At 40.5% G+C, this 23,636-nt stretch carries 24 protein-coding genes; 16 read left to right on the forward strand and 8 right to left on the reverse strand.

Annotated elements, in window-relative coordinates; all coding sequences use genetic code 11:
* Window positions 1-62: 62 nt before the first annotated feature.
* Window positions 63-1,190, reverse strand: a complete 1,128-nt coding sequence (hemW, locus tag BGP15_RS19830; RefSeq protein ID WP_286770598.1) for a radical SAM family heme chaperone HemW — start codon at window positions 1,188-1,190, stop codon at window positions 63-65.
* 444 nt (window positions 1,191-1,634) lie between these two features.
* Here hemW and BGP15_RS19835 point away from each other — a divergent pair, with 444 nt between their 5' ends.
* Window positions 1,635-2,774 carry a glycoside hydrolase family protein gene (locus tag BGP15_RS19835; RefSeq protein WP_286770599.1) on the forward strand — a complete coding sequence of 380 codons (1,140 nt, stop codon included), beginning with the start codon at window positions 1,635-1,637 and terminating at the stop codon, window positions 2,772-2,774.
* Window positions 2,775-2,878: 104 nt separating this feature from the next.
* Here the strand turns inward: BGP15_RS19835 and BGP15_RS19840 are convergent, their stop codons facing one another.
* Entirely contained in the window at window positions 2,879-4,756 is a 1,878-nt protein-coding gene (locus tag BGP15_RS19840; protein WP_286770600.1) for a M1 family metallopeptidase, read from the reverse strand.
* A 159-nt stretch (window positions 4,757-4,915) separates the two neighbouring features.
* Here BGP15_RS19840 and BGP15_RS19845 point away from each other — a divergent pair, with 159 nt between their 5' ends.
* Window positions 4,916-5,773, forward strand: coding sequence for a hypothetical protein (locus BGP15_RS19845; protein ID WP_112373969.1), 858 nt, complete (start codon window positions 4,916-4,918; stop codon window positions 5,771-5,773).
* Window positions 5,774-5,896: 123 nt separating this feature from the next.
* Here the strand turns inward: BGP15_RS19845 and BGP15_RS19850 are convergent, their stop codons facing one another.
* From BGP15_RS19850 to BGP15_RS19875, 6 genes are all read right to left on the reverse strand, one after another.
* Complete coding sequence (locus BGP15_RS19850) at window positions 5,897-7,294, reverse strand: MBL fold metallo-hydrolase (RefSeq protein WP_286770601.1); 1,398 nt, start codon at window positions 7,292-7,294, stop codon at window positions 5,897-5,899.
* A gap of 11 nt (window positions 7,295-7,305) precedes the next feature.
* Window positions 7,306-8,121, reverse strand: a complete 816-nt coding sequence (locus tag BGP15_RS19855; RefSeq protein WP_286770602.1) for a sulfite exporter TauE/SafE family protein — start codon at window positions 8,119-8,121, stop codon at window positions 7,306-7,308.
* An 83-nt stretch (window positions 8,122-8,204) separates the two neighbouring features.
* Window positions 8,205-8,618 carry a DUF6691 family protein gene (locus BGP15_RS19860; RefSeq protein WP_070561666.1) on the reverse strand — a complete coding sequence of 138 codons (414 nt, stop codon included), beginning with the start codon at window positions 8,616-8,618 and terminating at the stop codon, window positions 8,205-8,207.
* Window positions 8,619-9,179: a YeeE/YedE family protein gene (locus tag BGP15_RS19865; protein ID WP_254667645.1), complete on the reverse strand. Its 561-nt coding sequence runs from the start codon at window positions 9,177-9,179 to the stop codon at window positions 8,619-8,621.
* Window positions 9,180-9,262: 83 nt separating this feature from the next.
* Complete coding sequence (locus tag BGP15_RS19870) at window positions 9,263-9,703, reverse strand: hypothetical protein (RefSeq protein WP_053003767.1); 441 nt, start codon at window positions 9,701-9,703, stop codon at window positions 9,263-9,265.
* Entirely contained in the window at window positions 9,693-11,096 is a 1,404-nt protein-coding gene (locus BGP15_RS19875) for a WG repeat-containing protein (protein ID WP_286770603.1), read from the reverse strand. The genes BGP15_RS19870 and BGP15_RS19875 overlap by 11 nt, the downstream gene beginning before the upstream one ends.
* Before the next feature lie 403 nt (window positions 11,097-11,499).
* Here BGP15_RS19875 and BGP15_RS19880 point away from each other — a divergent pair, with 403 nt between their 5' ends.
* From BGP15_RS19880 to pheS, 14 genes are all read left to right on the forward strand, one after another.
* Window positions 11,500-12,180 carry a response regulator transcription factor gene (locus BGP15_RS19880; RefSeq protein ID WP_115046975.1) on the forward strand — a complete coding sequence of 227 codons (681 nt, stop codon included), beginning with the start codon at window positions 11,500-11,502 and terminating at the stop codon, window positions 12,178-12,180.
* Window positions 12,170-13,552, forward strand: coding sequence for a sensor histidine kinase (locus BGP15_RS19885; protein ID WP_286770604.1), 1,383 nt, complete (start codon window positions 12,170-12,172; stop codon window positions 13,550-13,552). Before BGP15_RS19880 ends, BGP15_RS19885 begins: the two co-directional genes overlap by 11 nt.
* 157 nt (window positions 13,553-13,709) lie before the next feature.
* Window positions 13,710-14,900 (forward strand): porin, encoded by a 1,191-nt coding sequence (locus tag BGP15_RS19890; RefSeq protein WP_070561658.1) that lies wholly within the window; start codon window positions 13,710-13,712, stop codon window positions 14,898-14,900.
* 37 nt (window positions 14,901-14,937) lie between these two features.
* Window positions 14,938-15,240, forward strand: coding sequence for an urease subunit gamma (ureA, locus tag BGP15_RS19895; protein ID WP_046674789.1), 303 nt, complete (start codon window positions 14,938-14,940; stop codon window positions 15,238-15,240).
* Between the two features lie 15 nt (window positions 15,241-15,255).
* The gene (gene ureB, locus BGP15_RS19900; RefSeq protein WP_070561656.1) at window positions 15,256-15,627 is read left to right on the forward strand and encodes an urease subunit beta; all 372 of its coding nucleotides are present in this window, start codon (window positions 15,256-15,258) and stop codon (window positions 15,625-15,627) included.
* A gap of 2 nt (window positions 15,628-15,629) precedes the next feature.
* Window positions 15,630-17,480, forward strand: a complete 1,851-nt coding sequence (ureC, locus tag BGP15_RS19905) for an urease subunit alpha (protein ID WP_046674791.1) — start codon at window positions 15,630-15,632, stop codon at window positions 17,478-17,480.
* 10 nt (window positions 17,481-17,490) lie between these two features.
* Entirely contained in the window at window positions 17,491-17,985 is a 495-nt protein-coding gene (locus BGP15_RS19910; RefSeq protein ID WP_070561655.1) for an urease accessory protein UreE, read from the forward strand.
* Between the two features lie 23 nt (window positions 17,986-18,008).
* A complete protein-coding gene (locus BGP15_RS19915; RefSeq protein WP_286770605.1) occupies window positions 18,009-18,695 on the forward strand; it encodes an urease accessory protein UreF in 687 nt (228 codons plus the stop codon).
* Window positions 18,696-18,711: 16 nt separating this feature from the next.
* Window positions 18,712-19,332, forward strand: a complete 621-nt coding sequence (ureG, locus tag BGP15_RS19920; RefSeq protein ID WP_046674969.1) for an urease accessory protein UreG — start codon at window positions 18,712-18,714, stop codon at window positions 19,330-19,332.
* A gap of 12 nt (window positions 19,333-19,344) precedes the next feature.
* Window positions 19,345-20,286, forward strand: coding sequence for an urease accessory protein UreD (locus BGP15_RS19925; protein ID WP_286770606.1), 942 nt, complete (start codon window positions 19,345-19,347; stop codon window positions 20,284-20,286).
* A complete protein-coding gene (locus BGP15_RS19930) occupies window positions 20,279-20,761 on the forward strand; it encodes an urease accessory protein UreE (RefSeq protein ID WP_053003768.1) in 483 nt (160 codons plus the stop codon). Before BGP15_RS19925 ends, BGP15_RS19930 begins: the two co-directional genes overlap by 8 nt.
* Before the next feature lie 42 nt (window positions 20,762-20,803).
* Complete coding sequence (gene mutY / locus BGP15_RS19935) at window positions 20,804-21,853, forward strand: A/G-specific adenine glycosylase (protein ID WP_286770607.1); 1,050 nt, start codon at window positions 20,804-20,806, stop codon at window positions 21,851-21,853.
* 19 nt (window positions 21,854-21,872) lie between these two features.
* On the forward strand, window positions 21,873-22,331 hold the full coding sequence (locus tag BGP15_RS19940) for a single-stranded DNA-binding protein (protein WP_046674796.1): 459 nt from the start codon (window positions 21,873-21,875) through the stop codon (window positions 22,329-22,331).
* Window positions 22,332-22,567: 236 nt separating this feature from the next.
* Window positions 22,568-23,608, forward strand: a complete 1,041-nt coding sequence (gene pheS / locus BGP15_RS19945) for a phenylalanine--tRNA ligase subunit alpha (RefSeq protein ID WP_286770671.1) — start codon at window positions 22,568-22,570, stop codon at window positions 23,606-23,608.
* Window positions 23,609-23,636 lie beyond the last annotated feature (28 nt).

The raw sequence follows: 23,636 nt of genomic DNA on the forward strand, positions 1-23,636 counted from the left end.
AATATTTAAAACATAAATACGGTTGTTATTATTGTTTTGGTAATTTTTACCTATTTTATTTATTAATCTTCTATAATAAATAGGTCGGACATGATATGATCGGCCATTAATTTACCTGCATCCGTTAAGCGTAATTTACTTTCTTCCAAAACAAGATTGCCCTCTTCCAGAAATGGCTCTGCATCCTTCAATACGCGGTTTTTGATAGATTGTCCGAATTTACTTTCCAGCGCAATCAAATCCAGTCCCCACATGGTTCTCAGCGAAGTCATGATACTTTCGTTGATTTGATCCAATGTTGAAAGCTCCTCAATTTCCAGGGGAAGTTGGTTTGAATTGATTGCGGTCATATATTTCGCATTGTTGGAAACATTCCAGGCTCTGGAAATTCCATTGAACGAATGTGCCGAAGGGCCTATACCAAGATAATGTTTACCTTTCCAATAATTTGTATTGTGACGCGCATAAAGGCCATTTTTTGCAAAATTGGAAATTTCATATTGTTCATATCCCGCAGCTTTCAATGTATGGATAAGGAGACTCATCTGATCTGCGGCCTGATCCGAATCAATTGCTGGACTTAAGCCTTTTTTAATGAAGTGATCCAATGCTGTCTTATTTTCTACAGTCATGGAATACGAAGAAATATGGGGAATTTCAAAGTCAATCAGCTGTTGCATATTGTGGCGCCATTTCTCGTCAGTCAGTAACGGATAGCCATAAATAAGATCACAGGTAATATTTTCAAAGCCCGCATCTTGCACCCGCATAATTGAAGCCAGTGCTTCCTGTTGATTATGTGCTCTGTTCATCCATTTGAGATCCTCTTCAAAGAAAGACTGTATGCCTATGCTGAATCGATTGATTGCTGTATTCCGTAGACTGTTTACTTTGGAGGCATTTAAATCGTCGGGATTAGCTTCCAGTGTAATTTCAGCATGATTTGCGATGTCAAAATGCTTCCCTATCGTATCGATGATTTGGGCGATCTCATCCGCTTCCAGTAAGGAAGGGGTACCGCCGCCAAAATAGATCGATTTGACCTTTTTGTCTTCCAAATAGGCTGCCCTGAGCTCAATTTCCCGTCGTATGGCATTGATCATCTCACTTTTGTATTGTAGTGAAGTGCTAAAATGGAAGTCACAATAATGACAAGCCTGTTTACAGAAGGGAATATGGACATAAATCATGGGGACAAATATACCAAGACCTGACCAAACCGCCCTTTATTTTTTCTTCTTTCGCGTATGCATACCTGAAATCTTTTCTAGACTTATGCCTAGATGCAAGAGGAATTTATAGGTTTAACTATTTCCGGTAGCCACTAGCCGAATAAATTCCGGGTAAGATAGCTGTTGGACTTTTCCACAGTTCATTAAAGGATTTAAAAAGAAAGTGCAATAGGATGGAAGAATCATCCACAAGAAGGTTGACAACGAGCTGGTTATTCGTTATCTTGTTGTCGATATTTTTTGTAGAAGTACCAATATAACACCTCATGTCTGATGAAGGAAAGTGAATTCAAGAGTTTCTTTCTAAAAAAATGTGGGTATCAGCCTCGTGTAAATTATTTCATGGGAGCCTATCAAATAGATTAGAAAACGAATTATTTTCTTCTAATAAAAGTAAAATGTATGAAAACCTCCCGTCGAGACTTTCTAAAAAACGTTGCCGGTGTTTCCGGCCTCTTCCTGTTTTCAAACCATGGATATGCGTTTGGGGCTAGTACTAAAGACTCTTTTAATAATCAGGACTCTTTTATCGATCGGTTGTTACCGGCACCAAAAGGCGGCGGATTTGCGATGAAAGATTATTGGATTTGGGATCCTTCGGTTATAAAAGGAGAGGACGGACGATATCATATGTTTGCTTCGCGATGGAGCAAACAATATGGTTTTGGTAATTGGGTCACAAACTCAGAAGTCGTCAGGGCTATTTCAGATACCCCTGAAGGGCCATACGAATTTGTTGAAGTTGTTTTGCCCGCTCGGGGGAAGCAATATTTTGATGGTTGTACAACACACAATCCGCGCATTGTAAAAAGCGGTGACTATTATGTACTTTATTACTTTGGCAATAATTATGATGAACCAACTCCTGCTTTTACAGAAAATGTATGGGAGTCGGGCCTAGGCCAGAAAGCCTGGATGCATAAACGTATTGGGATGGCCTATTCCAGATCAATTGCAGGGCCATGGAAACGAGTTGATCAACCGATTCTGAATCCGCGGAAAGGAGAATGGGATGCCTCCATTACATCGAACCCTTCGCCAGTTGTCTTACCGAACGGAAAGGTTTATTTAGTGTATAAATCTTCCCCACTAAATTATAATCCGCCACTTCTATTGGGGGCTGCACAGGCTGACTCTTTCCTCGGACCTTATCGCCGTTTGTGGGAAAAACCCATTTTTTCATTCCATACGGACCAAAACCATGAAAATGATGTAGAAGATCCATTTGTGTGGCATAATGGTCAGCAGTTTGAACTTATTATGAAGGACCGTTACGGAAAGATCTGCGGTGAAGAGGGGGGCGGGATACACGCTTATTCCAAAGATGGTATAGATTGGCATCTTTCAAAGTCTGTAAAAGCTTATTCTAAAACAATTCAATGGGATGATGGCACAACGAGTCATCAGGCGAATTTTGAACGACCGTTTTTATTATTTGAAAATGGGAAACCTACGCATTTGTTTGCTGCTACGGGAGATGGTTCGGCGCCCTATCAATTTGAACGCACATGGAATATGGTTATTCCTCTTAAGAGTACTTGATTCAGGTGAGGTGATTAGCAAAAAAAGCTTCCAAACCAGGTATATGTGAAGTGGTTTGGAAGCTTTTTTTACCCCGATCTGTTCAGATAATGGGAATCTACGAGTTATTTGCTAAAACTGTTGTTTGCCGATTCTACATCCGCTAAGCGTAGTGAAGGATCAATAGTTACCGCTTTTGGTGTTTTCGACACATGGATAGTATAGTCGGGTTTGGTCCAAAACCAATCTTCAAGCACGGTCCTTTTAACACCTTTGTATATGTCAAAATGTTCTTCCGGTTTTTCTCCCCGCATTTCACGCAAAGGAATATAAAATAGTTCTTTACTTTCATCTGTGTATTCTACCAGAACATCCAGTGGCATGGCAAAATTTGACTTATTAGCCAATAAAATGTCGGTGTCTGTTACTTTTTCGATGGCGTAATCAATTTGACGTGTTGTATTGATAAACAGATTGAAATACCATTTTAAGTTTATACCGGAAACCTCTTCAGCAACGCGTTTAAAATCATTTGGTGTCGGATGTTTAAATTTCCAGATGTCATAAAATTTCAGGAAGGTTTTTTCCAAATTTTCCTGACCAATAATATAACCCAACTGTTCTGCAAGCACGGCACCTTTGTTGTATGCTTCGTTGCTGTAGCCGTAGTTGGTGTTATAATAATCTGCCAGTAAGCTCATCGGTTCTTCTTTACCTGAAAGAGCCAATTTATAGTAGCCACGGTAGGCGGCAATTTGTGGGTTGGAGGCAATAGCACCTCTTTTTTCAAAGATATGTTGCATGGCCAACTCTTCGACATAGGAGGTGAAACCTTCATCAAACCATTCATCTACGGTTTCATTGATCCCAAACAATTGTTGGTACCAGGAGTGTGCCGATTCATGGAATATGACACCAACAAGACTTTTTAGATTGCGGCCGCCTGTGATCAGAGTAGCTGTGCCATACTCCATACCACCATCGCCACCCTGAATGATGGTATAAGTTGGCCATGGATATTTACCAAACTTCGCACTACAGAAGTCAAAGAATTCGGTAGAAAGGCCTATTGCCGTTTTCCAATTTGAAATAACTTCTTTGTCAGTTGGCAAGAATACGGTATATACTTTTATACCATTTTTACTTGAAGCGGAATCCACAACAAATTTGGGGTCTGCGGCCCAGACAAAATCATGGATATTTTGGGCTCTATAGTGCCAGGTCGCTTTATTGTCGACGGCTTTTACTTTTGCTTTCTGTTGATAACCTTTGACCTCTGATGGGTTTTGAAGAACACCTGAGGCACCAACAACATAATTTTTATTGAGGTGTATGGTGACGTCAAAATTGCCAAAAGGAGCAATAAATTCACGACCTGTATATTCATCCAAATGCCAGCCAAATTCATCGAATTGAGCCATCTTCGGATACCATTGCGCCATAGATAGTGCTACACCTTCGGCAGAATTCCGGCCAGTTCTTCTGATTTGTTCCGGAACTTGTGCGGTCCACTCCATATCAAAACGTGCTGTTTCGCCATCTTGTATAGGAGTTGGTAAAGCGACCTCCAAGATCGTTCCGTCAATTTTAAATGATGCGTTAGCCCCATTCATTGTTAAGCTTTTGATTTTTTGATAACCAATTTGATTGGTCTTAAGCTCTCCAATGCGGCTTTGATATACCGGCTTTTCTTTTGTGCCAAGGTTGGTCACCATGCGCTTGTCTGGATCACTGATGTTTTTTAAGCGGTAATCCATCATCGATCCTGGTTGAAAAGCATTGAAATATAAATGGAAATATACTTTTTTAAGTGACTGCCCTGAATTATTGCTGTACTTCAAGGTCATTTTTCCATCGTACTGATATGCTTTTTCATCCACGTTGACAACCATATGGTAGTCAACTTTCTGTTGCCAGAATCCTTTTCTTTGGGCCTTCGCTACTGCCCCCCAAATATTCAATACACATGCAAGTGTAAAAAAGGATATTATTTTGATTTTCATGCCCCAAACTTACAAAATTGTCTCAATAAATGGCACTTAAACGAATGTAACGAAGTTAATGTCATCAAATCTTGACGAAAGTTGACTGTTCTTTAGGAATTGGCTTGGTTTTGGTTAGGGAATTTAACTGTTAAGTTAAAAATCAATTTTACTGTTTTTATGGAAAATCTATATTATAAGCCCTCGGGAAAGGCTCCTGCTTTGGCATTTATCGGATCTCTTGTGCTAGGAACAATCAGTGCTGTTGTATTGGCAATTGTTTACATCGCTTTGCAGTGGTTTATCCCTATTATTTATTTTAATGTATTTATTACATTGGGATTTGGTGCTGGAATATTCTATGTGCTGAATTTCTGTTTCAAAAAATGGAAATTAAGAAATAAGGGCATTGCACTATTGATTACTTTGCTAGTCGCGCTTTTAGCCTTTTATGCGCAATGGGCTCTTTTCGTTTCGCTGATGTACAATGCGGAGGGAACCATGGGCGGAGATACCTGGGTAAAATCATCTTTCAATCTGGAAGGGTTCAAAGCCTTTTTCTTACACCCTTCATTTATTTGGGAAGCGATGCAAGGTTTAAACGAAGTCGGTACCTTTACCTTGAAAAAGAGCCCGGTTTCGGGTGGTATGTTGTGGGCCGTTTGGGCGATTGAGATGGGTATTATTCTGATTACGCCGCTTATTATGGCTTTCCGCGGTATTACTATTTATCCTTTTTCTGAAAAAGACGAAGTATGGATGAATAAGCGGACATTGCCCGGAAGGTTGAAATTCGTGGCGGATAAAGATGCCGTCGTAAGCTCCTTGGGGAATCATGATTTTGCCTATGTGTATGATCATCTTTCAGATGAAGAAGAGCATTTCTCTTTTGCCACGGCCGAATTATATGAATCTGAAACGGACGACCATCAGTATCTGACCATCTATAATCATCAGTTTACGGAAAAGAAAGGCAAGATGGAAGAGAAGAAGGATGAGGTTATCGAATTCTTGCGGATCAATAGAAATAGTCTATAAACGAAATATACTGCCGAGTTGAGTTGTTCCTTATCATGCATTGGCAGCTCAAATTCGATGGTATCGTTTGGTTCTCTAAAAAAAGATCCCAGGAATGTTTATTCTGGGATCTTTTTCTTAAGGTTATTGCACCAAAGTTCCGCCCTTTGATTTCCATTCATTGATGGAAGGACTGTAAATTTTGACGTCCTTAATACCGTTTTTTGCTAATATGGATGCTGCTATTGTTGCGCGGTCTCCAGACTGACAGTGCAAGTACAGCTGTTTGTTTTGGTCAATTTTGTGGAGATTGTCTGCAATTGTACCGACAAAGATATGAGTCGCATGGGGTAAATGCCCCTCTGCAAACTCACTAGAATTGCGTACATCAAGTATTTGGATATCGGATCTGCCCAATACACTATTCATCTCTTCGAAACCGATGAGTTGCTGGTGCTCCAATTCAATTCCCAAATGCGGGATCGTATCTGGCGTAATATATCCAGCGACTTGATCCAATCCAATGCGCATAAGCTTGCGGGCAATGTCGTCCAATTGACTTTCCGCTACAATGAGTATAAACGGATCTGTGTAATTAAGGATCCAGCCAGCCCAGGTATTAAATGTTTTGTTGTTCTGAATATTGATGCTATTGGGGAGATACCCTTTGGCAAAATCAAACTTGTAGCGTGTATCAATGACGGTTTTTCCTTGGTGGTATAAATCCAGAAAAGTTTCGTTTGATAACTTGTTATACCGAGGAACTGCCGTTTGCAATGGCCGCGCTATTTTGTTGAGTTTTTTCATCGTGGCAAAATAGCGTGGCGGTTCGGGCTGTCCTGATAATAGTTCTTCCACGAAGGCTGTTTCGTTGTTTTGGTATTGAAACGCCCAATTGCGTATTTTTTCATAACCAACCGTTGAACTCGGAACGGCGCCCAGCGCCTTTCCACAAGCGGATCCGGCCCCATGCGCGGGCCATACCTGAATATGATCAGGTAGCGTCAGGAAATGTTGCAACGATCGGTACATTTGGTGGGCCCCAATTTCCTTGGTTCCGACCATTCCCGCTGCATTTTCCAACAGATCTGGGCGTCCGATATCGCCAACAAACACAAAGTCACCTGTAAATAGCATGACCGGCTCCATGGTTGCAGGCGTATCAATTAATACAAAACTGATACTCTCGGGCGTATGTCCGGGTGTATGGATAACCTGGAAAATCAGATTTCCAACGTGAAATTGATCGCCATGTTTTAATCCAATATGTGGGAATTCATAGTGCCAATCTTCTCCACCTTCATCGGATAGATAAGGTTGGGCGCCTGTCAATGCGGCTAACTCTAGCGTACCTGAAAGGTAGTCGGCATGGATATGTGTTTCCGCAATATGCGTTATGGTCAGATTATTCTTTTGTGCAATCTCAAGATAGCTGTCTACATCTCTTTTAGGGTCAATGACAATAGCGACACCCTTGGCTTGACAACCAATGATATAACTTGAATGTGCTAAAGATGACTCAAAAATGTGTTGAAAAAACATAACGTGTGATTTTAATGATTTACAAATTGAATGAATTCGAAAGCAAAGATTAGGATGCCAATACTAATTAAAAAGTACCCAAAAATACCTTTCAATTTTGCTGCATCTAATTTGTCTTTCCATTTGGAACCAATTTGGAGGCCTATTAAAGTGATTAACGTAAAGGTAACCAATATAAACCAATTCATATGTTCCAGGAACTGATAATTCGCGATCAAACCGAATGAAGCGTTTAAACCGATGATAAACAACGAAGTGGCAATGGCCTGTTTAAGTGGGATTCCTAAGAGTAAAACGAGGGCAGGTACAATGATAAAGCCTCCTCCCGCGCCCACCAAGCCAGTCATGATACCGACGAGCAATCCGACGAGGACAACGTTGAAAATCTGACCAATTCCGCTTCTGAATTGATCGTGCTGAACCTGTTTACGTTTTCGCACCATTGCTGTTGCAGAAATCAGAATCACCATCGAGAAAAGTAACATGATGATATGGTTTCTGGAAACCGCTATTTCGCCCAGGTGAAATGACTCTGGTATGGCTACAAGCAGATAACGCTTGGTCAGAAAGACAGAAATTAGCGATGGAATGAGAAAAATGGCCGTAGTTTTCAAGTCAATTTCTCTTTTTTTCAACGGAGAAATTGATCCGACCAAGGCTAATATTCCTATAGAAAACAGCGAATAGTCCAATGCATATTGAGGTTCTATATGAAAAATATAAACAAAGATGGGCAATGTTAGAATACTTCCGCCGCTACCCATCAAGCCCATTGATAGCCCGACCAGAACAGCTAATATAAAACCAGCTATAAATATTAATTCCATGTTCTCTTTCTAAAATTTAAACTCCAGGTACAGGCCTCAGATTTCGGATATATGAGGTAGTTTCATAACAAAGTCTGTTCAACTTAATGCGGCAACTTATTGCGCAACAGCCCATAAAGCCAAGTACCTAACAAAGCAAAAAGAAGGACGATTCCAATAGTCCAATAACCGGCACCGATTAGGGCAAACATGGGGCCCGGACACGCACCTGTCAATGCCCATCCTAAACCAAAGATTGTTCCTCCGACCAGGTATCGTGTAATACTTTTGTCTTTGTCATAGAATGCTATTTGCATCCCGTTACTATCTTTGATTCGCTTTCTCTTGATGATCTGTACGATTATAATTGCTGTGGTCAGTGCTGTACCGATGATGCCATACATATGAAAGGAACGAAATTGAAACATTTCGTAGATTCTATACCATGACGCGGCCTCCGATTTGTATAAGATGATTCCAAACAATATACCGATGAAAATAAATTTTAGTGCTTTCATTTATGCGAAAATTAGTGGGAATAAAAAATGAACCATGATGATCCCGCCTAGGAAGAAACCTATAACGGCAATCAAAGAAGGAAGCTGAAAATTGCTAAGCCCAGAAATAGCATGGCCTGATGAACATCCACCAGCATAGCGTGTTCCAAATCCAATCAATACACCGCCAATACTTAAAATTAGAAACTGAAACAAAGATCCGTCGAAAACGAAAATGGATTCAGGAAGGTAGCCTTGTAGCTGGTCGATAATACCCAGCTCTTTTAGGTCGGCAATACTTTTGGGATTAATCTGGCTTGCAGCGCCATCGCTCAGAAAATGATGTGCAATAAAACCGCCAATGGCTGTCCCGAGTACCACCAATAAATTCCATGATTGGGTCTTCCAATCGAATCTGAAAAAAGAGGAAGTTTTTCCGGCACCTAATACAGTACACATGGTGCGTAGATTATTGGACATGCCAAAATCCTTCCCCTGTTTGAGCAGCAGGTACATGACTAGCGCAATTAAAGGTCCTGAAATATACCAGGGCCATGGTTGTTTAATGTATTCCAATAGCATAACAATGTTATTAAGTGATGTTACAAAGGTACATACTGCCTTTGCAAAAGCCTGTAACAAATGTTACCGAAGGAAGAAAGAATTTATAGGTCGTAATATTCGATGTCTGCGGTCTTTAAGGCTTCGGTTAGCAGAGGAAGATCATCTTCTTTTTGAAACAATTTGTTGCGCCAAGTACGAAAAGCCGGTCCTTTGTTTTGGTTGATAATGATCAGGTTTCCGCCAGAACGTTTAAGATTCCTGATATGAGAAATATTATTCAGAGGGAAAACGATTGTTTTTTTAGCATTGCTTATCTGCAGTGTATTTTCGTCCAAGACCCAAGTCGATGATAAAGTCGAACACTTTATGGCCAAATACAGTGCTAAAGGGATCATTAAAAGAGCAACAATAATCTTGAGAATTTCTTGTATGGGAACTTTAGACATGACCATTCCGATCAAAAAGATTGAAACCAGCAAGATTAACATGTATTTTCCACGATGCAATGTCGACAAGTGGAATGTCTGTGGATTACTCTTCATATTTCTTGATAAACTTCCCTTTTGCGTCAATATAGTAAAAATTCTCTAGATCCTCTGTTACAAGCGCTAGCCCGTTTTCAAAATCTTGGGCATTCTGAAATTTAATTGGGACCACGACTTTTCCTGTGTAATCAATGTATCCGTACTTGTCGTCTTTAAAGGCCAGAAGAAGTTTCTCTCCTGCAAAAGACAGAAATTCATAATCCGTCTTAAGTTGATTGTGCCCCGTTTTATTAATAAGCTGGTAGGATTGGTTTACTATAATTAACGCGAGATTATCGCGATAATCTGAAATGGTCTCATATTTGGCAGGAAGTAAAACGGTGCCTTTTTGATCAATAATACCCGTGTATTCTCCTTCCGTAAAAAGTCCATATGCTGGGCTAGGTACTGAAATAAAGTCATACTTCGCCTTCAGCAATATTTTACCGTTTGTATCCAGAAGTCCATACTTAAGATCGCTCATATAAACCACAGGACCGCCTTCGGTTTCTAAACTGAGCGATTCGTATTGACATGGAATAACTTCTTTGCCATGGAGATCTATCAAGCCAAACATTTGCGCTGCATCGTTTACGATGGCATAGTCTCCTACATAGCTATATATTGCCGAATATTTTGCTGGTGTTAATTTGTTTCCTAAGCTGTCCTGTACACCAAAATATGATGTGCTGGAATCTTGATACCAAGATAGATGGTCGTTTAACGTGGAATCTACAGCTTCATCTGTAGCTTCACCTTCTTCGTAATCTGCTGGGACTTCAAAGAGCGATTGGTCGAAGGGTATCTCCTCGACTTTAGTGGCCTGAATTCCTAAACCCGCCGATCCGATATAGAGCGCTGCCCCAGGCACTTTTTCGAGATAATCGTAAGTGCCCCAGTATAACTTTGGTAATTTGGGTGCATACCAAACGGTAATTTCTGTTTGTTGGTCTTGGCTACCCGTTAGATTGAATGTCGCTTTTTCGCAGGTAATTCCTGCAATTATTTTCTTTTGATTAGGAATTAAGCTGATCTCAAAATCCCCTGAATAGGCATAATTATCGCCTTCGTTTGCGGAAGTCTCAATGAGTTTGCCCGTGGCCAGTTCTGTTGCGGTATAGGTTTTATTTACTTCATCCAGTAGAAAAGAACTGCCTTCGCGGATATTGCTGATCTGTATCGATTTTCCAAATAATAAACTTTCAATGCGCATCTGGTCTTTAGCGATGAAGGCCTGCATTAATACTTCCTTATTTCCAGCCAATATTTTGATGAATTCTGAAGATGCTGTATCTGTGCCCGTTTCAGGGTCAGCAAATTGATATGAAATTTTATATAGTTTCTCTTGAGCGTGTCCTTGTCCTATAAGGAGTAAAAATGCCAGCTGTAAACAAAGGATAAATTGTTTCATTGTGTGATTTTGAGCTACAAAAATATTGAAATTCAATTGATTTTTGAAATAATCTTTCGTTATTTGTGGAAATTCTTTCAAAAATAGATATTATTGTATTCGAATGCTTAAATCCGGTTTTTGGTCTGTGCTAAGTTTCAAGTGTTAAGAATAGTCTGATTCTTTTAAGTAGAGGTTTTGAGTTGCGGTATATCGCTATACCACTTGAAGTAAATTGATGTCATGGCGGTGGTTAAGGGATCTTGAGGGTGTATGTGTTTTTATACTTATTTTATGTGTTATTATCATATAATCGTCAAGAAAAAGCGAAAATAATTTAAGAATGTAGCTTTTTGAGAAAAGGTGACATGTTAATTTTGTATTTTACAAACCTCGAATTTTTTACTGTTTAAAAGAGATACCTGTGGAACTATTACTAATTGAGGACGAACCATCTGTCATATCATTGATCGAAAGAGGCTTAAAAGAAGAAGGCTATCATATTAGTATTGCTATGGACGGTTATACTGGTCTAAAAATGGCGGGATTGAATCATTATGACCTCATCCTGTTGGATGTAATGTTGCCTGGTATGAATGGTTTGGATGTCTGTAAAAACATTCGGATGTCAAACAACGAAGTCCCTATTATTATCTTGACGGCATTAAATCAAACGGAGGACATCGTCGAGGCATTTGACAGGGATGCGGATGATTACTTGACGAAGCCCTTCCGTTTAGAGGAATTAAAGGCTCGAATCAGCCGCTACAGCCGCAAATCCAAAACAGTGACCGAGCAGAAAAATATATTGGTATTTGACGATCTTCAATTGGATAGAGACAGCAAATCGGTTCAACGTGCCAATTCTCCTATTATTCTTACCGCTACTGAATTTCGTCTACTTGAATTTTTAATGCTCAATCGAAATAAGGTATTGAGCCGGATCGATATCCTGGAGGAAGTATGGGGTATGGATGTTGACTTAAGTACCAATGTTGTTGACGTATATGTGAATTACCTGCGGAAAAAGATCGATAAACAATTTTCGCGTAAACTTATCCATACAGTGATTGGTATGGGCTATGTAATCCGTCATGAAAATTAGGACCAAAATAGTTCTTCTATTTTCGATCATCAGTACCCTGCTGCTTGTTGTTTTTGCCATTTATGTGTCTTATTTCACGTACGACAGTCTGCAAACTAAATTTTTTCATCGGCTAGAAGAGAATGCCGTGATTGTTGGAGATCACATCGTCCATCAGAAGGATGAAAATAGAGCGCTCTATATTCAGGTAAAACGTAAATACCTGAAACAGTTATCTGAGGGAACAGACCATCTTATTCGTGTTGTTAAAGGAAGTGATCGTGTTCAAATGCGGCCTGAGTTGCCCATGCCCGAAACATTCTATACCGACGTAATTCGCCATGGAAAGGGAAGATACATGCATGGTAAGACTGCTTTTGTAGCGGTATTCTTTCAAGATCATCTTCACCACGAGAATTTGATTGTTGTATCGGAAGGGATCGATGATTACGGTCATGAGGAACAGCGTCAATTGGATCGGACACTGATCACAGGTGGGATTTTGGCGATTTTTTTAATCGTACTCATGTCTTTTTACTTTGCTGACCGATTATTGAAACCTATTAAAGATATCAACAATGATTTAGATAAAGTTGATATCGCCCATTTAGACCATCGCCTGTTCAGTAAATTCAGTAATAGCAAAGATGAATTGGGTGTTTTGATTGCAAACCTAAATTCAATGCTTAACCGATTGGATATTTCGGTTCAATCGCAACAGAGTTTTATCGGAAATGCCTCACATTCGCTAAAAACCCCACTTACAATTATTGGGGGAGAAGCCGAATTGGCGCAACAGCTCTTGTCGAAAGAGCATGAAGCCTATTATTCCCTGGAGACTATCGCAAAATATGCGGATAAAATGGAGTTGATTATCAATAATCTTTTGCAGCTATCTCGCATGGGTTTCAAGGGGGAGGTGGACAATAAAGAAAATATTCGAGTTGACGAGTTACTCTATGAAATTTATAAAGCTGAAAAAAGTATTCATAAGGACCTCAAGCTTTCTTTTGATCTAACGGAAATCCCGGAAGATAGTGATGAACTTACGGTTTTGGCGAATCCGGATCTGTTTTTTATTGCCTTTAGCAATATTATTTCAAACGCATTTAAGTACGGCAATGGACTGCAGGTTGGCGTAGCAATAAGTAGCGATAGCAAAAATATTACGATAAAAGTGTTTGATCAAGGGATCGGTATTCCTAAAAAAGACCAGCCACATATTTTTACCTCTTTTTACCGCGCTTCTAATGTCGGTGATATCTATGGCAATGGTTTGGGGCTTGTTTTAGCCAAAAATATCTTTGACCTCCATGGTGCTGAATTGCTCCTCCATTCAACGGAAGGTCAAGGCACTTTGGTCGTTGTTACAATCCCAAAAACTCCTTTCTAATTTCATTTTAATCTCATCCTTATTCCATTTTTAGGTGGCTGTGATATACTTGTACCGGAGATAAGTATAAAGCATGGATCTATCTTGTTGTTTTGAATCGAATTCTGTTTTGAAACCGCGGGATGGCTTCTTTACCCTAGAGGAATACACTATAAGGATGAAAAAAACACGTTTACTTTTTACAACACTTGGGATTGGCGTAGCATCATTGCATGCGCAGGAGCAGGTCCAAACGGACTCTGTTCAGGCACAGAGAAGCAGCTTGCTACTGAAAGAACCCGCGAGAGCAAAATCATTTCAATTGGATGTCCTGTTAAGAGCAGGTCTGCAAACGGACAATGGCGAGGGTGCTTCTCAAGCAAAAGCAAACCTTGATGACGCCCGTATTCTGATGAGCGGGGAATACAATGATCGATTATCCTATAAAGTACGTTTTCGCCTCAATAGGTCATTTGCTCCAACGAGTCAGGATAATGGATCGCGTGCCTTGGATATGGCTTATATTAAGTACAAGTTTGGCAAGGATCTCAAATGGTCTGTTACGGCCGGTAAACAAAGTGCAATGGTCGGGAGTTATGAGTTCGAAAATAACCCAATTTACGAATATAAGTTCACAGACTATGTAGACCGTATATTGAATCTCTTCGTCGTCGGAGGAATGTTATCCTATGAAGTCAACCCGAATCATTCGTTGCATGCCCAAGTTTACAACACAACCAATGATAGTTTTATGGAGCTTCATACAAAAAATGGTTTTGCTGTAGGTGATTTGGAACGCTCTACTGTGCCTATGGGAGCCTATTTCACATGGGTGGGTGCATTTATGGACAAACGTTTTAATACGAAATGGTCTTACAACATCGCTCAGTTCGCAAAGGGACATACCAATCATGCCATTTCATTAGCGAATAAATTCAAAACAGCAAAGCAGATGCTATATCTTGATTTACAGTACTCTTATCTTGCTGTCGATCATGCAATGATTGCATCTTCCGCGATCAACGAATTTTATGGTCGAACTGGCGAGAACCGTGTATTGGCCAAAGATGTAAACTACAGCTCTGCCATACTGCGCTATGATCAATTTTTGAGTAAAAAATGGGAGCTGGCGTTGAAAGGTGGCTATGAGATTGCGGGATCGCGGGATGATAAGCAACTCGGCAAGAATTTTCGCCAAAACTGGACCTATTTTGCGGCTTTGCAACATAAGCCGTTTCATAACCAGGATCTTCGGTTCTATCTAGGTTACGTCGGTAACACCGTAAACTATAAGGACTATATGGATATGGCCAAGAGTCAGTACAACCGCTTAGCCTTTGGGGCATATTTTACCATTCCAGTTTTATAATAATTCCTTTAACAAATTAACAAATAACTATTTTTTTATGCGTTTAACACCGAGAGAAACAGAAAAGCTGCTGTTGCATTTGGCCGGCGAATTGGCGGCTAAGCGATTGAAACGCGGGGTAAAATTAAATTATCCAGAGTGTATCGCTTACATCAGTGCCCAGATCATGGAGGAGGCTAGGGACGGGAGGTCTGTGGCGGACTTAATGTCTTATGGTACTACTTTATTGAAAAGGAGCCAAGTCATGGAAGGAGTCCCCGAAATGATCCATGATGTTCAGATCGAAGTAACTTTTCCGGACGGTACTAAATTGGTGACTGTCCATGATCCTATTCGTTAATAAATATTGAATGATATGATTCCAGGAGAATACATTTTAAAAAAAGAGGAAATCAAAGCTAATGTTGGGCACAGAACCACAAGCATCGTTGTGAAAAATGAAGGTGACCGACCTATTCAGGTGGGTTCACACTATCATTTCTTTGAAGCCAACAAGTTGCTTTCCTTCGACAGAGAGAAAGCGTTTGGGATGCGCTTGAATATTCCAGCCAGTACCGCTGTTCGTTTTGAACCAGGGGAACAAAAATCAGTTGTTCTGGTTGAGTTTGGCGGAAGTAAGGAAATCCACGGTTTTAATGGATTGACAAATGGTAAGTATACAGATCAATCGGTGAAAAGCAAAGCCATTGATAAAATGAAAAAATTAAAATTCAGACAATCGAAGTAACTATGGGAGGATGGAATAGACGCGAATGGATTAAAGTCGTAGGACTCACCACGTTGGGAACTACTGTTGGTCTACATGCGCTTGGTTTAGATAAACTAGGTTTAGATAAATCATCTGTAAAATATGTTGATGGGGAACTTTATATCCCAAGAGACAAATATGCTGCTCTTTTTGGACCCACCACTGGAGATAAGGTTCGTCTGGCAGATACAGAGCTTTTCATTGAAATTGAAAAAGATTTCAATGTTTACGGAGAAGAGAACAAGTTTGGCGGTGGTAAAACCATTCGTGACGGTATGGGACAATCTGCCCGTGCCTTGCGTGATGAGGGGGTATTGGATTTTTGCATCACTAATGTCATTATCATCGACCACTGGGGTATCGTAAAAGGTGATATCGGAATTAAGGATGGTAAAATTGTCGGTATTGGTAAAGCTGGAAACCCAGATGTACAGGATGGTGTAACCGAGGGCATGATCATCGGTGCGTCTACGGAAGTACATGGGGGAGCAGGCTATATACTAACTGCCGGCGGTATTGATACGCACATTCACTTTATCTCGCCGCAACAGATTGAAACAGCCCTATATTCTGGAGTAACCACGTTCATTGGTGGCGGTGCGGGACCAGCCGACGGAACACTGGCCACGACAGTGACTTCAGGAAAGTGGTATATCGAGCGTATGTTTGAAGCTTTTGAAAACCTTCCTATCAATGTTGGCTTTTTCGGTAAAGGTAACGTATCGACCACTAAACCTATCGAAGAACAAATTGAAGCTGGAGCACTGGGTGTCAAAATCCATGAAGATTGGGGGGCTACTCCGGCAACAATTGATGCGGCATTGAAAGTTGCTGATAAATACGATGTACAAGTCGCAATCCATACCGACACGCTGAATGAAGCCGGTTTCCTGGAAGATACTGTTGCCGCCATAGATGGTCGTGTGATCCATACTTTCCACACGGAAGGAGCTGGCGGTGGACACGCTCCGGATATTATTAAGATCGCCATGTATCCCAATATCCTCCCTGCATCTACCAATCCAACAAAACCTTTTACGGTAAATACTGCTGAAGAACATTTGGACATGTTGATGGTCTGCCATCACTTGGATAAAAATGTGAAGGAAGATGTGGCATTTGCTGATTCACGTATACGTCCTCAGACCATCGCTGCCGAAGATATTTTGCAAGACATGGGTGTATTCTCCATTATGAGTTCGGATAGCCAAGCGATGGGACGTGTGGGAGAGGTTATTTCCCGTACATTCCAAACGGCCCATAAGATGAAAATCCAACGCGGCCCTTTAGCTGAAGATAAAGGCAAAGAAAATGATAACTTCCGTGTCAAACGTTATGTATCTAAATTTACAATCAACCCTGCTAAAGCACATGGTATTGATCAATATATCGGTTCGATTGAAAAAGGAAAGTATGCCGATTTGATCCTTTGGAAACCGGAATTATTTGGTGTAAAGCCTGAGTTGATCATCAAAGGCGGTATGATTTTGGGCGCTAAAATGGGGGACGCCAATGCGTCAATTCCGACACCACAGCCAATTATTTATAGGCCAATGTTTGGAAATTACGGTAAAGCAGTTTCAAAATTATGCTTCAATTTCGTTTCGAAAATTTCGTTGGAGAACGGAAATATTCAAAAATTGAATTTATCGCGTAAATGTCTGCCTGTGGAGGGATGTCGTACGGTGATGAAAAAAGATATGGTACATAATCATGCTACACCAAATATCGTCGTTAATCCAGAAACATACGAAGTAACAGTAGATGGTGTGTTGGCAACCTGTGAACCGTTGAAGGAACTTCCAATGGCCCAACGGTACTTCTTATTCTAATTGGTTATTTATGTTGTTAGCAAGAGACATTAAGGGGAATATTTGGACCGATGGCACCGATCAGGACGGCGTTGAACTTGATTTTTTAGAACTCGAATGGTTCGATACGGAAAGACGTATTATCCGGGGCTTCACTGTTGCAGGCCGCGAAATAGGCTTTAAAAATTTAGGAACGGAATCCTTGTTCGACGGTGATATTTTGTTTGAAACAAAGGACCTGCGTATCGCTGTTCGAATATTGCCCTGTCCTTGCCTTGTCGTACGCCCCAAAAACCTCTTGGATATGGCTCGGATATGTCTCGAGATTGGCAATAAACATATCCCTGTTTTCATAAACGCTGCGCATGAAATTATTGCAGCGTATGAAAACCCCCTTTGGGAAACCTTAGAAAGGGCCGGTTTTACACCGACGAAAGAGTTACGGGTGATTGAAAGAACCCATACTTTACGCATACATCAGTATGCTGTAGTCCAGCATAAAATTACCTTGGCCAAGGGGCTTTAATACTTAATTAATAACGATTACATATGAATCCATTGTTGACATTAATGCAGATTAACGACTCTGTATTTCCGATTGGAGGCTTCACACATTCCTACGGCTTGGAAACCTATATCAATAAAGAGATTGTACATGATGCTAAAACAGCAAAAGAATATGCACAGACTTTATTGGAGCATAGCTTCTATTACAACGATGCCGCTTTTTTTCATAAGGCCTGGCAATTGTGTGAATCAAGAGCAACCAGGAAAAAGATCGCTGAACTGGATGCATTGATTACTGCTTTCAAAGCCCCTTATGAGATTCGGGATGCCAGTAAAAAATTGGGAATACGGTTTTTGAAATTAACAGAAAAGTTAAAACCGGTCAAGCGTTGTTCGGCTTATCTAAAGGCTATCAATGCGCAAGAACTGCATGGTCACTATGCAATGGCATTTGCCATGTTTGCCCACGCACAGGAAATTAGTTATGCAGACGCACTGAGCGCTTTTTATTATAATTCTTTGAATGGTATTATGACGAATTGTGCCAAACTGGTTCCCATTAGCCAAATGGATGCACAGCAGATTTTGTTTAAACTGCAGCCCTTGATTAATAAATTGGTCGGATTACAGCCCGAACTGGATGAGGATCTGATTGGAAATTGTTGTATCGCTCAGGATATTCGATGCATGCAACATGAAAAATTATACACGAGAATTTACATTTCGTAAAAAAATTGAAATAAAGATGTCTAAGAGAAATTACGTGAAAATTGGTGTTGCTGGTCCTGTGGGCTCTGGCAAGACGGCACTTATTGAACGGTTGACACGTTCGATGTCGGCAGATTATAGTATTTGTGTTGTAACGAATGATATTTATACGCGTGAGGACGCGATGTATCTACAGCAGAATTCGGCGCTGCCCGCTGAACGTATCATTGGTGTTGAAACAGGAGGTTGTCCGCATACGGCAATCCGTGAAGATGCTTCGATGAATATTGAAGCTGTAGAAGAATTAGCGCATCGTTTTGAGGATGTGGAACTGATTTTTGTTGAAAGTGGGGGGGATAATCTGACAGCCACGTTTAGTCCGGATTTAGCCGATTTAACCATATTCGTTCTTGATGTTGCTGAAGGCGAGAAAATGCCTCGTAAAGGCGGGCCAGGTATTACGCGCTCGGATCTGTTGTTGATCAATAAAATAGACCTTGCCCCTTATGTAAATGCCGACTTGGAAGTGATGCGTCAGGACACCATTCGCATGCGCGGTGAACGACCATTTATTTTTACAAACTTAATGACTTTAGAAGGTTTAGAAGATGTAAAATCATGGATCAAAAAGTATGCTTTGTTGGAGCCTGTAGGCTAAATTTTATCGTATATGGATAGCAAAATCGTATTAAATGTTGCCAAAGAGGACGGCAGAAGCAGATTGAAGGAGAGTTATCATAATGCACCTTATAAACTAACGCATTATGGCGCGGCAGGATTGACCAACCATTTGGAAATGATCATCATGAGTGCATCGCCTGGTATTATGGATACGGATTATTTGCATATTGATGTTCGTGTGAAAAAAGATGCACAATTGAAGCTTTTTACACAGTCCTTCAATAAGCTTCACCCCATGAAAACGGGAGCAAAGCAACATACGGATGTGCATGTGGATGCCGGAGGCCTATTTCATTACATTCCACATCCAGTAACGCCGTTTAAGGATTCTATTTTCAAGGCAAGCAATCATATTCACTTGGCTGAAGATGCGGTTTTGATGTGGGGGGATATTATTAGTGTGGGTAGAATCCACATGAAAGAGGCATTTGAGTTTGATAGTCTGCATACGCAAACCAAGATTTTTAGAAATGGTAAACTGTCTTTTATTGACAATCAGGTTTTGCGGCCCAAAAGTCAGCCGATACAGAAGATGTTGTTTTTTGAGGGATACACCCATCAGGCCACTTTTGTGTTCTCGGCTCTTTTTGCGCAAGAATTAAAATATGAATTGGATGAAATCTTAACTGTCGAATACAACGATATTTCTTACGGTTTTACACAGGCTTCAAAAGATGTGGTTATCCTGCGTGCTTTGGGTACTGATGGAGAGTTATTGTACGACTTTTTACATATGTTGGGCCAATTGTGTTGGGATTTTACACAACATAAGCTTTCTGAAAAGAAGGAAGAGACAGCAGTTGAAGCGATAGCGAAAGATGAGAAATCGAAGGCGGAGGAAATCAGCGTCATTGAACAGCGCAAACCCCGTCGAAAAAGTAAGCCCGAGTTGATGGAAGCTGTCGTGGTGGAAGGAACTAATTATGCATAAGGAGAGCCTGCACGAGGAGATATGGATTGATGTTATCCCTGATTTTGACCAATTGAAGCTGGGCCGCGATTCAGATATTTTGGATCTTTCCTATTATGAAGTAAATAAGCGCGTTATCCAGCGAAAAACAAGAAAGGGTAATCTGGTGCGCATACAGCGCGATGATAGCAGCGCACTGCGTTCAGGACAGTGTATTTATCATCGCGGTGATTTATTCATCCAGGTCAACATTTTACCTTGTCTTTGTGTATTGTTGGATTGTCAGAATCTATCAGTTGTGGGCGAGTTCTGCTTCGACGTGGGCAATCGGCATCTGCCGGTTTATCTCAAAGCAGATGGGCGATTTGCTGTTTCGTATGACGGACGTCTCTATCAGGCGCTAAAAGAAAAATACAAGGGCTTTATCACGTTGGAAAATACGATTTTAGAACCTGATGAGCAGATTACCTACATTCGTAGGCCTATCCTCGAATGATGAAATGCTGGTTTTAGCGAAAAATTGCGCATTTTTGTCGCTATGAAATTTGGCGAGGAATTGCAAGCATGGTATCGACAGCATAAACGAGATCTGCCATGGCGAGAAACAAAAGATGCCTACAAAATATGGCTTTCTGAAATTATTCTGCAACAGACTCGTGTCGAACAGGGCTTACCCTATTATGTACGTTTTGTCGAGCGATTTAAGAATGTTGTGGAATTTGCGAATGCAGAAGAAGATGATATTCTCCATCTTTGGCAAGGTCTGGGTTATTATTCTCGAGGGCGGAATATGCATAAGGCTGCCCGAATTGTTCGCGATCAGTATCAGGGTGTCTTTCCGGTAGATTATCAAACATTAATTACGCTTCCTGGAATAGGTGAGTATACTGCTGCGGCGATATCTTCTTTTGCGAACGATGAAGCCCAGGCGGTATTGGATGGAAATGTGTTTCGTGTACTAGCGCGATACTATGGTATAGAAACACCTATCAATTCTACAGAAGGAAAGAAGATTTTTACAGCTATCGCTAAAGAAAATCTTGATCGTAAACACCCGGCATTGTATAATCAGGCAATTATGGATTTTGGGGCTACCCATTGTAAGCCCAAGCTGCCTTTATGTGAATTCTGTATGTTTAGTCCTTCCTGTTATGCGCTGAGTCAGGGGCAGGTAGAGCAGTTGCCTGTAAAGCTTAAAGCTAAGGCAAGTAAAGATAGATACTTTAATTATTTTATCTTGAAGGACAACGATCGGATACTGATGTCCAAACGCGGTGAAAGTGACGTTTGGCAGAACCTATATGAGTTTCCGCTTTTGGAGTCTAACTACAGCTTGTCTATTCCGGATGTTCTTAGCGATGAGTGGTTTATTTCCTGTTTCGGCCCCGATGCACAACTTTATGTTTTACAGCAGCAGACAAAACATATCCTGAGTCATCAGAATATCTACGCGACATTTTTTGAGGTGCGGTTAAAAGGCGATCTAATTCAAAAAAAATCCAATTGGGATTATGTATTTCTAAAAGATTTAGATAAATTAGCTAAACACAAGTTGATCTTTACCTTTTTGGAAAGGTCAAATTTTTAACCATTTATGCTTTTAAATTATGTCAGGAGTTAACAAAGTCATTTTAGTGGGACATCTTGGAAAAGATCCCGAAATTCGCTATTTAGAAGGTAATGTCTCTGTTGCCAGTTTTCCATTGGCAACATCAGAAACGTATAACAAAGACGGGAAAAGAGTAGAACAAACCGAATGGCACAATATTGTAATGTGGCGAGGTCTGGCTGACGTGGCTGTAAAATATCTAACAAAGGGGAAGTTAGTTTATATTGAAGGTCGACTGCGGACGCGTACTTATGAGGATAAGGAGGGTATTAGACGATATGCTACAGAGGTTGTCGCTGAAACCTTCACGCTTTTAGGTCGTAAATCGGATTTTGAACCGAATGCTGGTGTAAGTGCTGGTAATACAGCAAACACGCAGGCGCAAAAAGTCGAAGATAAGGAAGTGGAGGTCGATTTTACGGAGAATGATCAGGAGGATAATCCATTACCATTTTAAGCTGAAGAATTTGAGATTATGTAAAAACTTTACATGTATAATAACTATTGTAAAATCATCGATAAAACAAAAGAGCAGGCAACTAAGCCCGCTCTTTTGTTTTATCAGCGTTTTAGCCGTATAATCTCATTCCTTTCTCCCAAGCGAGCATGCTGTTTCTGTTGTGATGTTTTTAATGCCCGGTCGAAGTTCAAAATTTCTTTTTGGTGGAAATTTTGGCTATGTTTGCTCTAATTATGTTGCAAAATAGAATTACGCAGTATACTGAAGAGATTAAGGCATTTGCGCCAGCTTCTTCAGCCGATGTAGAAAATTTCAGATTGAAGTTTTTGGTTTCCAAAGGGATTGTGAAAAATCTTTTTGATGAATTCAAAACAGTTACGCCTGAAGAGAAGCGTACTTTGGGAAAAGTGTTGAATGAATTTAAGCAGTTAGCAGAAAATACATTCAAAGAAGCACAAGAAAAGTTCGGGTCTGGTGAGAAGCAAAAATCCCAGGAACTAGCGGGTGATTTAACATTGCCTGGTCAAGGTTTTCAGCTGGGGTCTAGACATCCCATCTCTTTAGTTCGTAAAGAAATTGTTGAAATTTTCAAGAAATTAGGCTTTATTGTGTCAGAAGGACCGGAAATTGAAGATGACTGGCATAATTTCTCCGCACTAAATTTTCCGCCGGAACATCCTGCGCGTGATATGCAAGATACTTTCTTTATCAAAAAACAAGAAGGTAATGACATTACATTGAGAACGCACACCTCTTCGGTTCAGGTGCGTTTAATGGAAGCCGGTAAACCGCCATTTCGTGCGATAATGCCTGGACGTGTTTATAGAAATGAAGCTATATCAGCCCGTGCGCACTGTTTCTTTCATCAGGTAGAAGGTTTATATGTAGACGAAAATGTTTCTTTTGCCGATTTGAAACAAACGTTATATCATTTTGTTCAAGAGATGTATGGCGAAGGTACCAAAGTGCGTTTCCGTCCGTCCTATTTTCCTTTCACTGAACCTTCGGCCGAAATGGATATCTCCTGTACAATCTGCAAGGGGGCAGGGTGTAACTTGTGTAAGTACTCTGGCTGGGTAGAAATTTTAGGTTGCGGTATGGTCGATCCTAACGTGCTTGATAACTGTGGTATCGATAGTAAAAAGTATTCTGGTTTTGCTTTTGGTATGGGAATAGAACGTATCACAAACCTTAAATATGTGATTAAAGACTTACGTCTTTTCTCAGAAAATGACACACGTTTCTTGTCTCAATTTGAGACTGAATTAATATAAATTAATCATTGTAAAGATTGTGGCATCA

The organism is Sphingobacterium sp. 40-24 (assembly GCF_001899705.1).
GTDB lineage: Bacteria > Bacteroidota > Bacteroidia > Sphingobacteriales > Sphingobacteriaceae > Sphingobacterium > Sphingobacterium multivorum.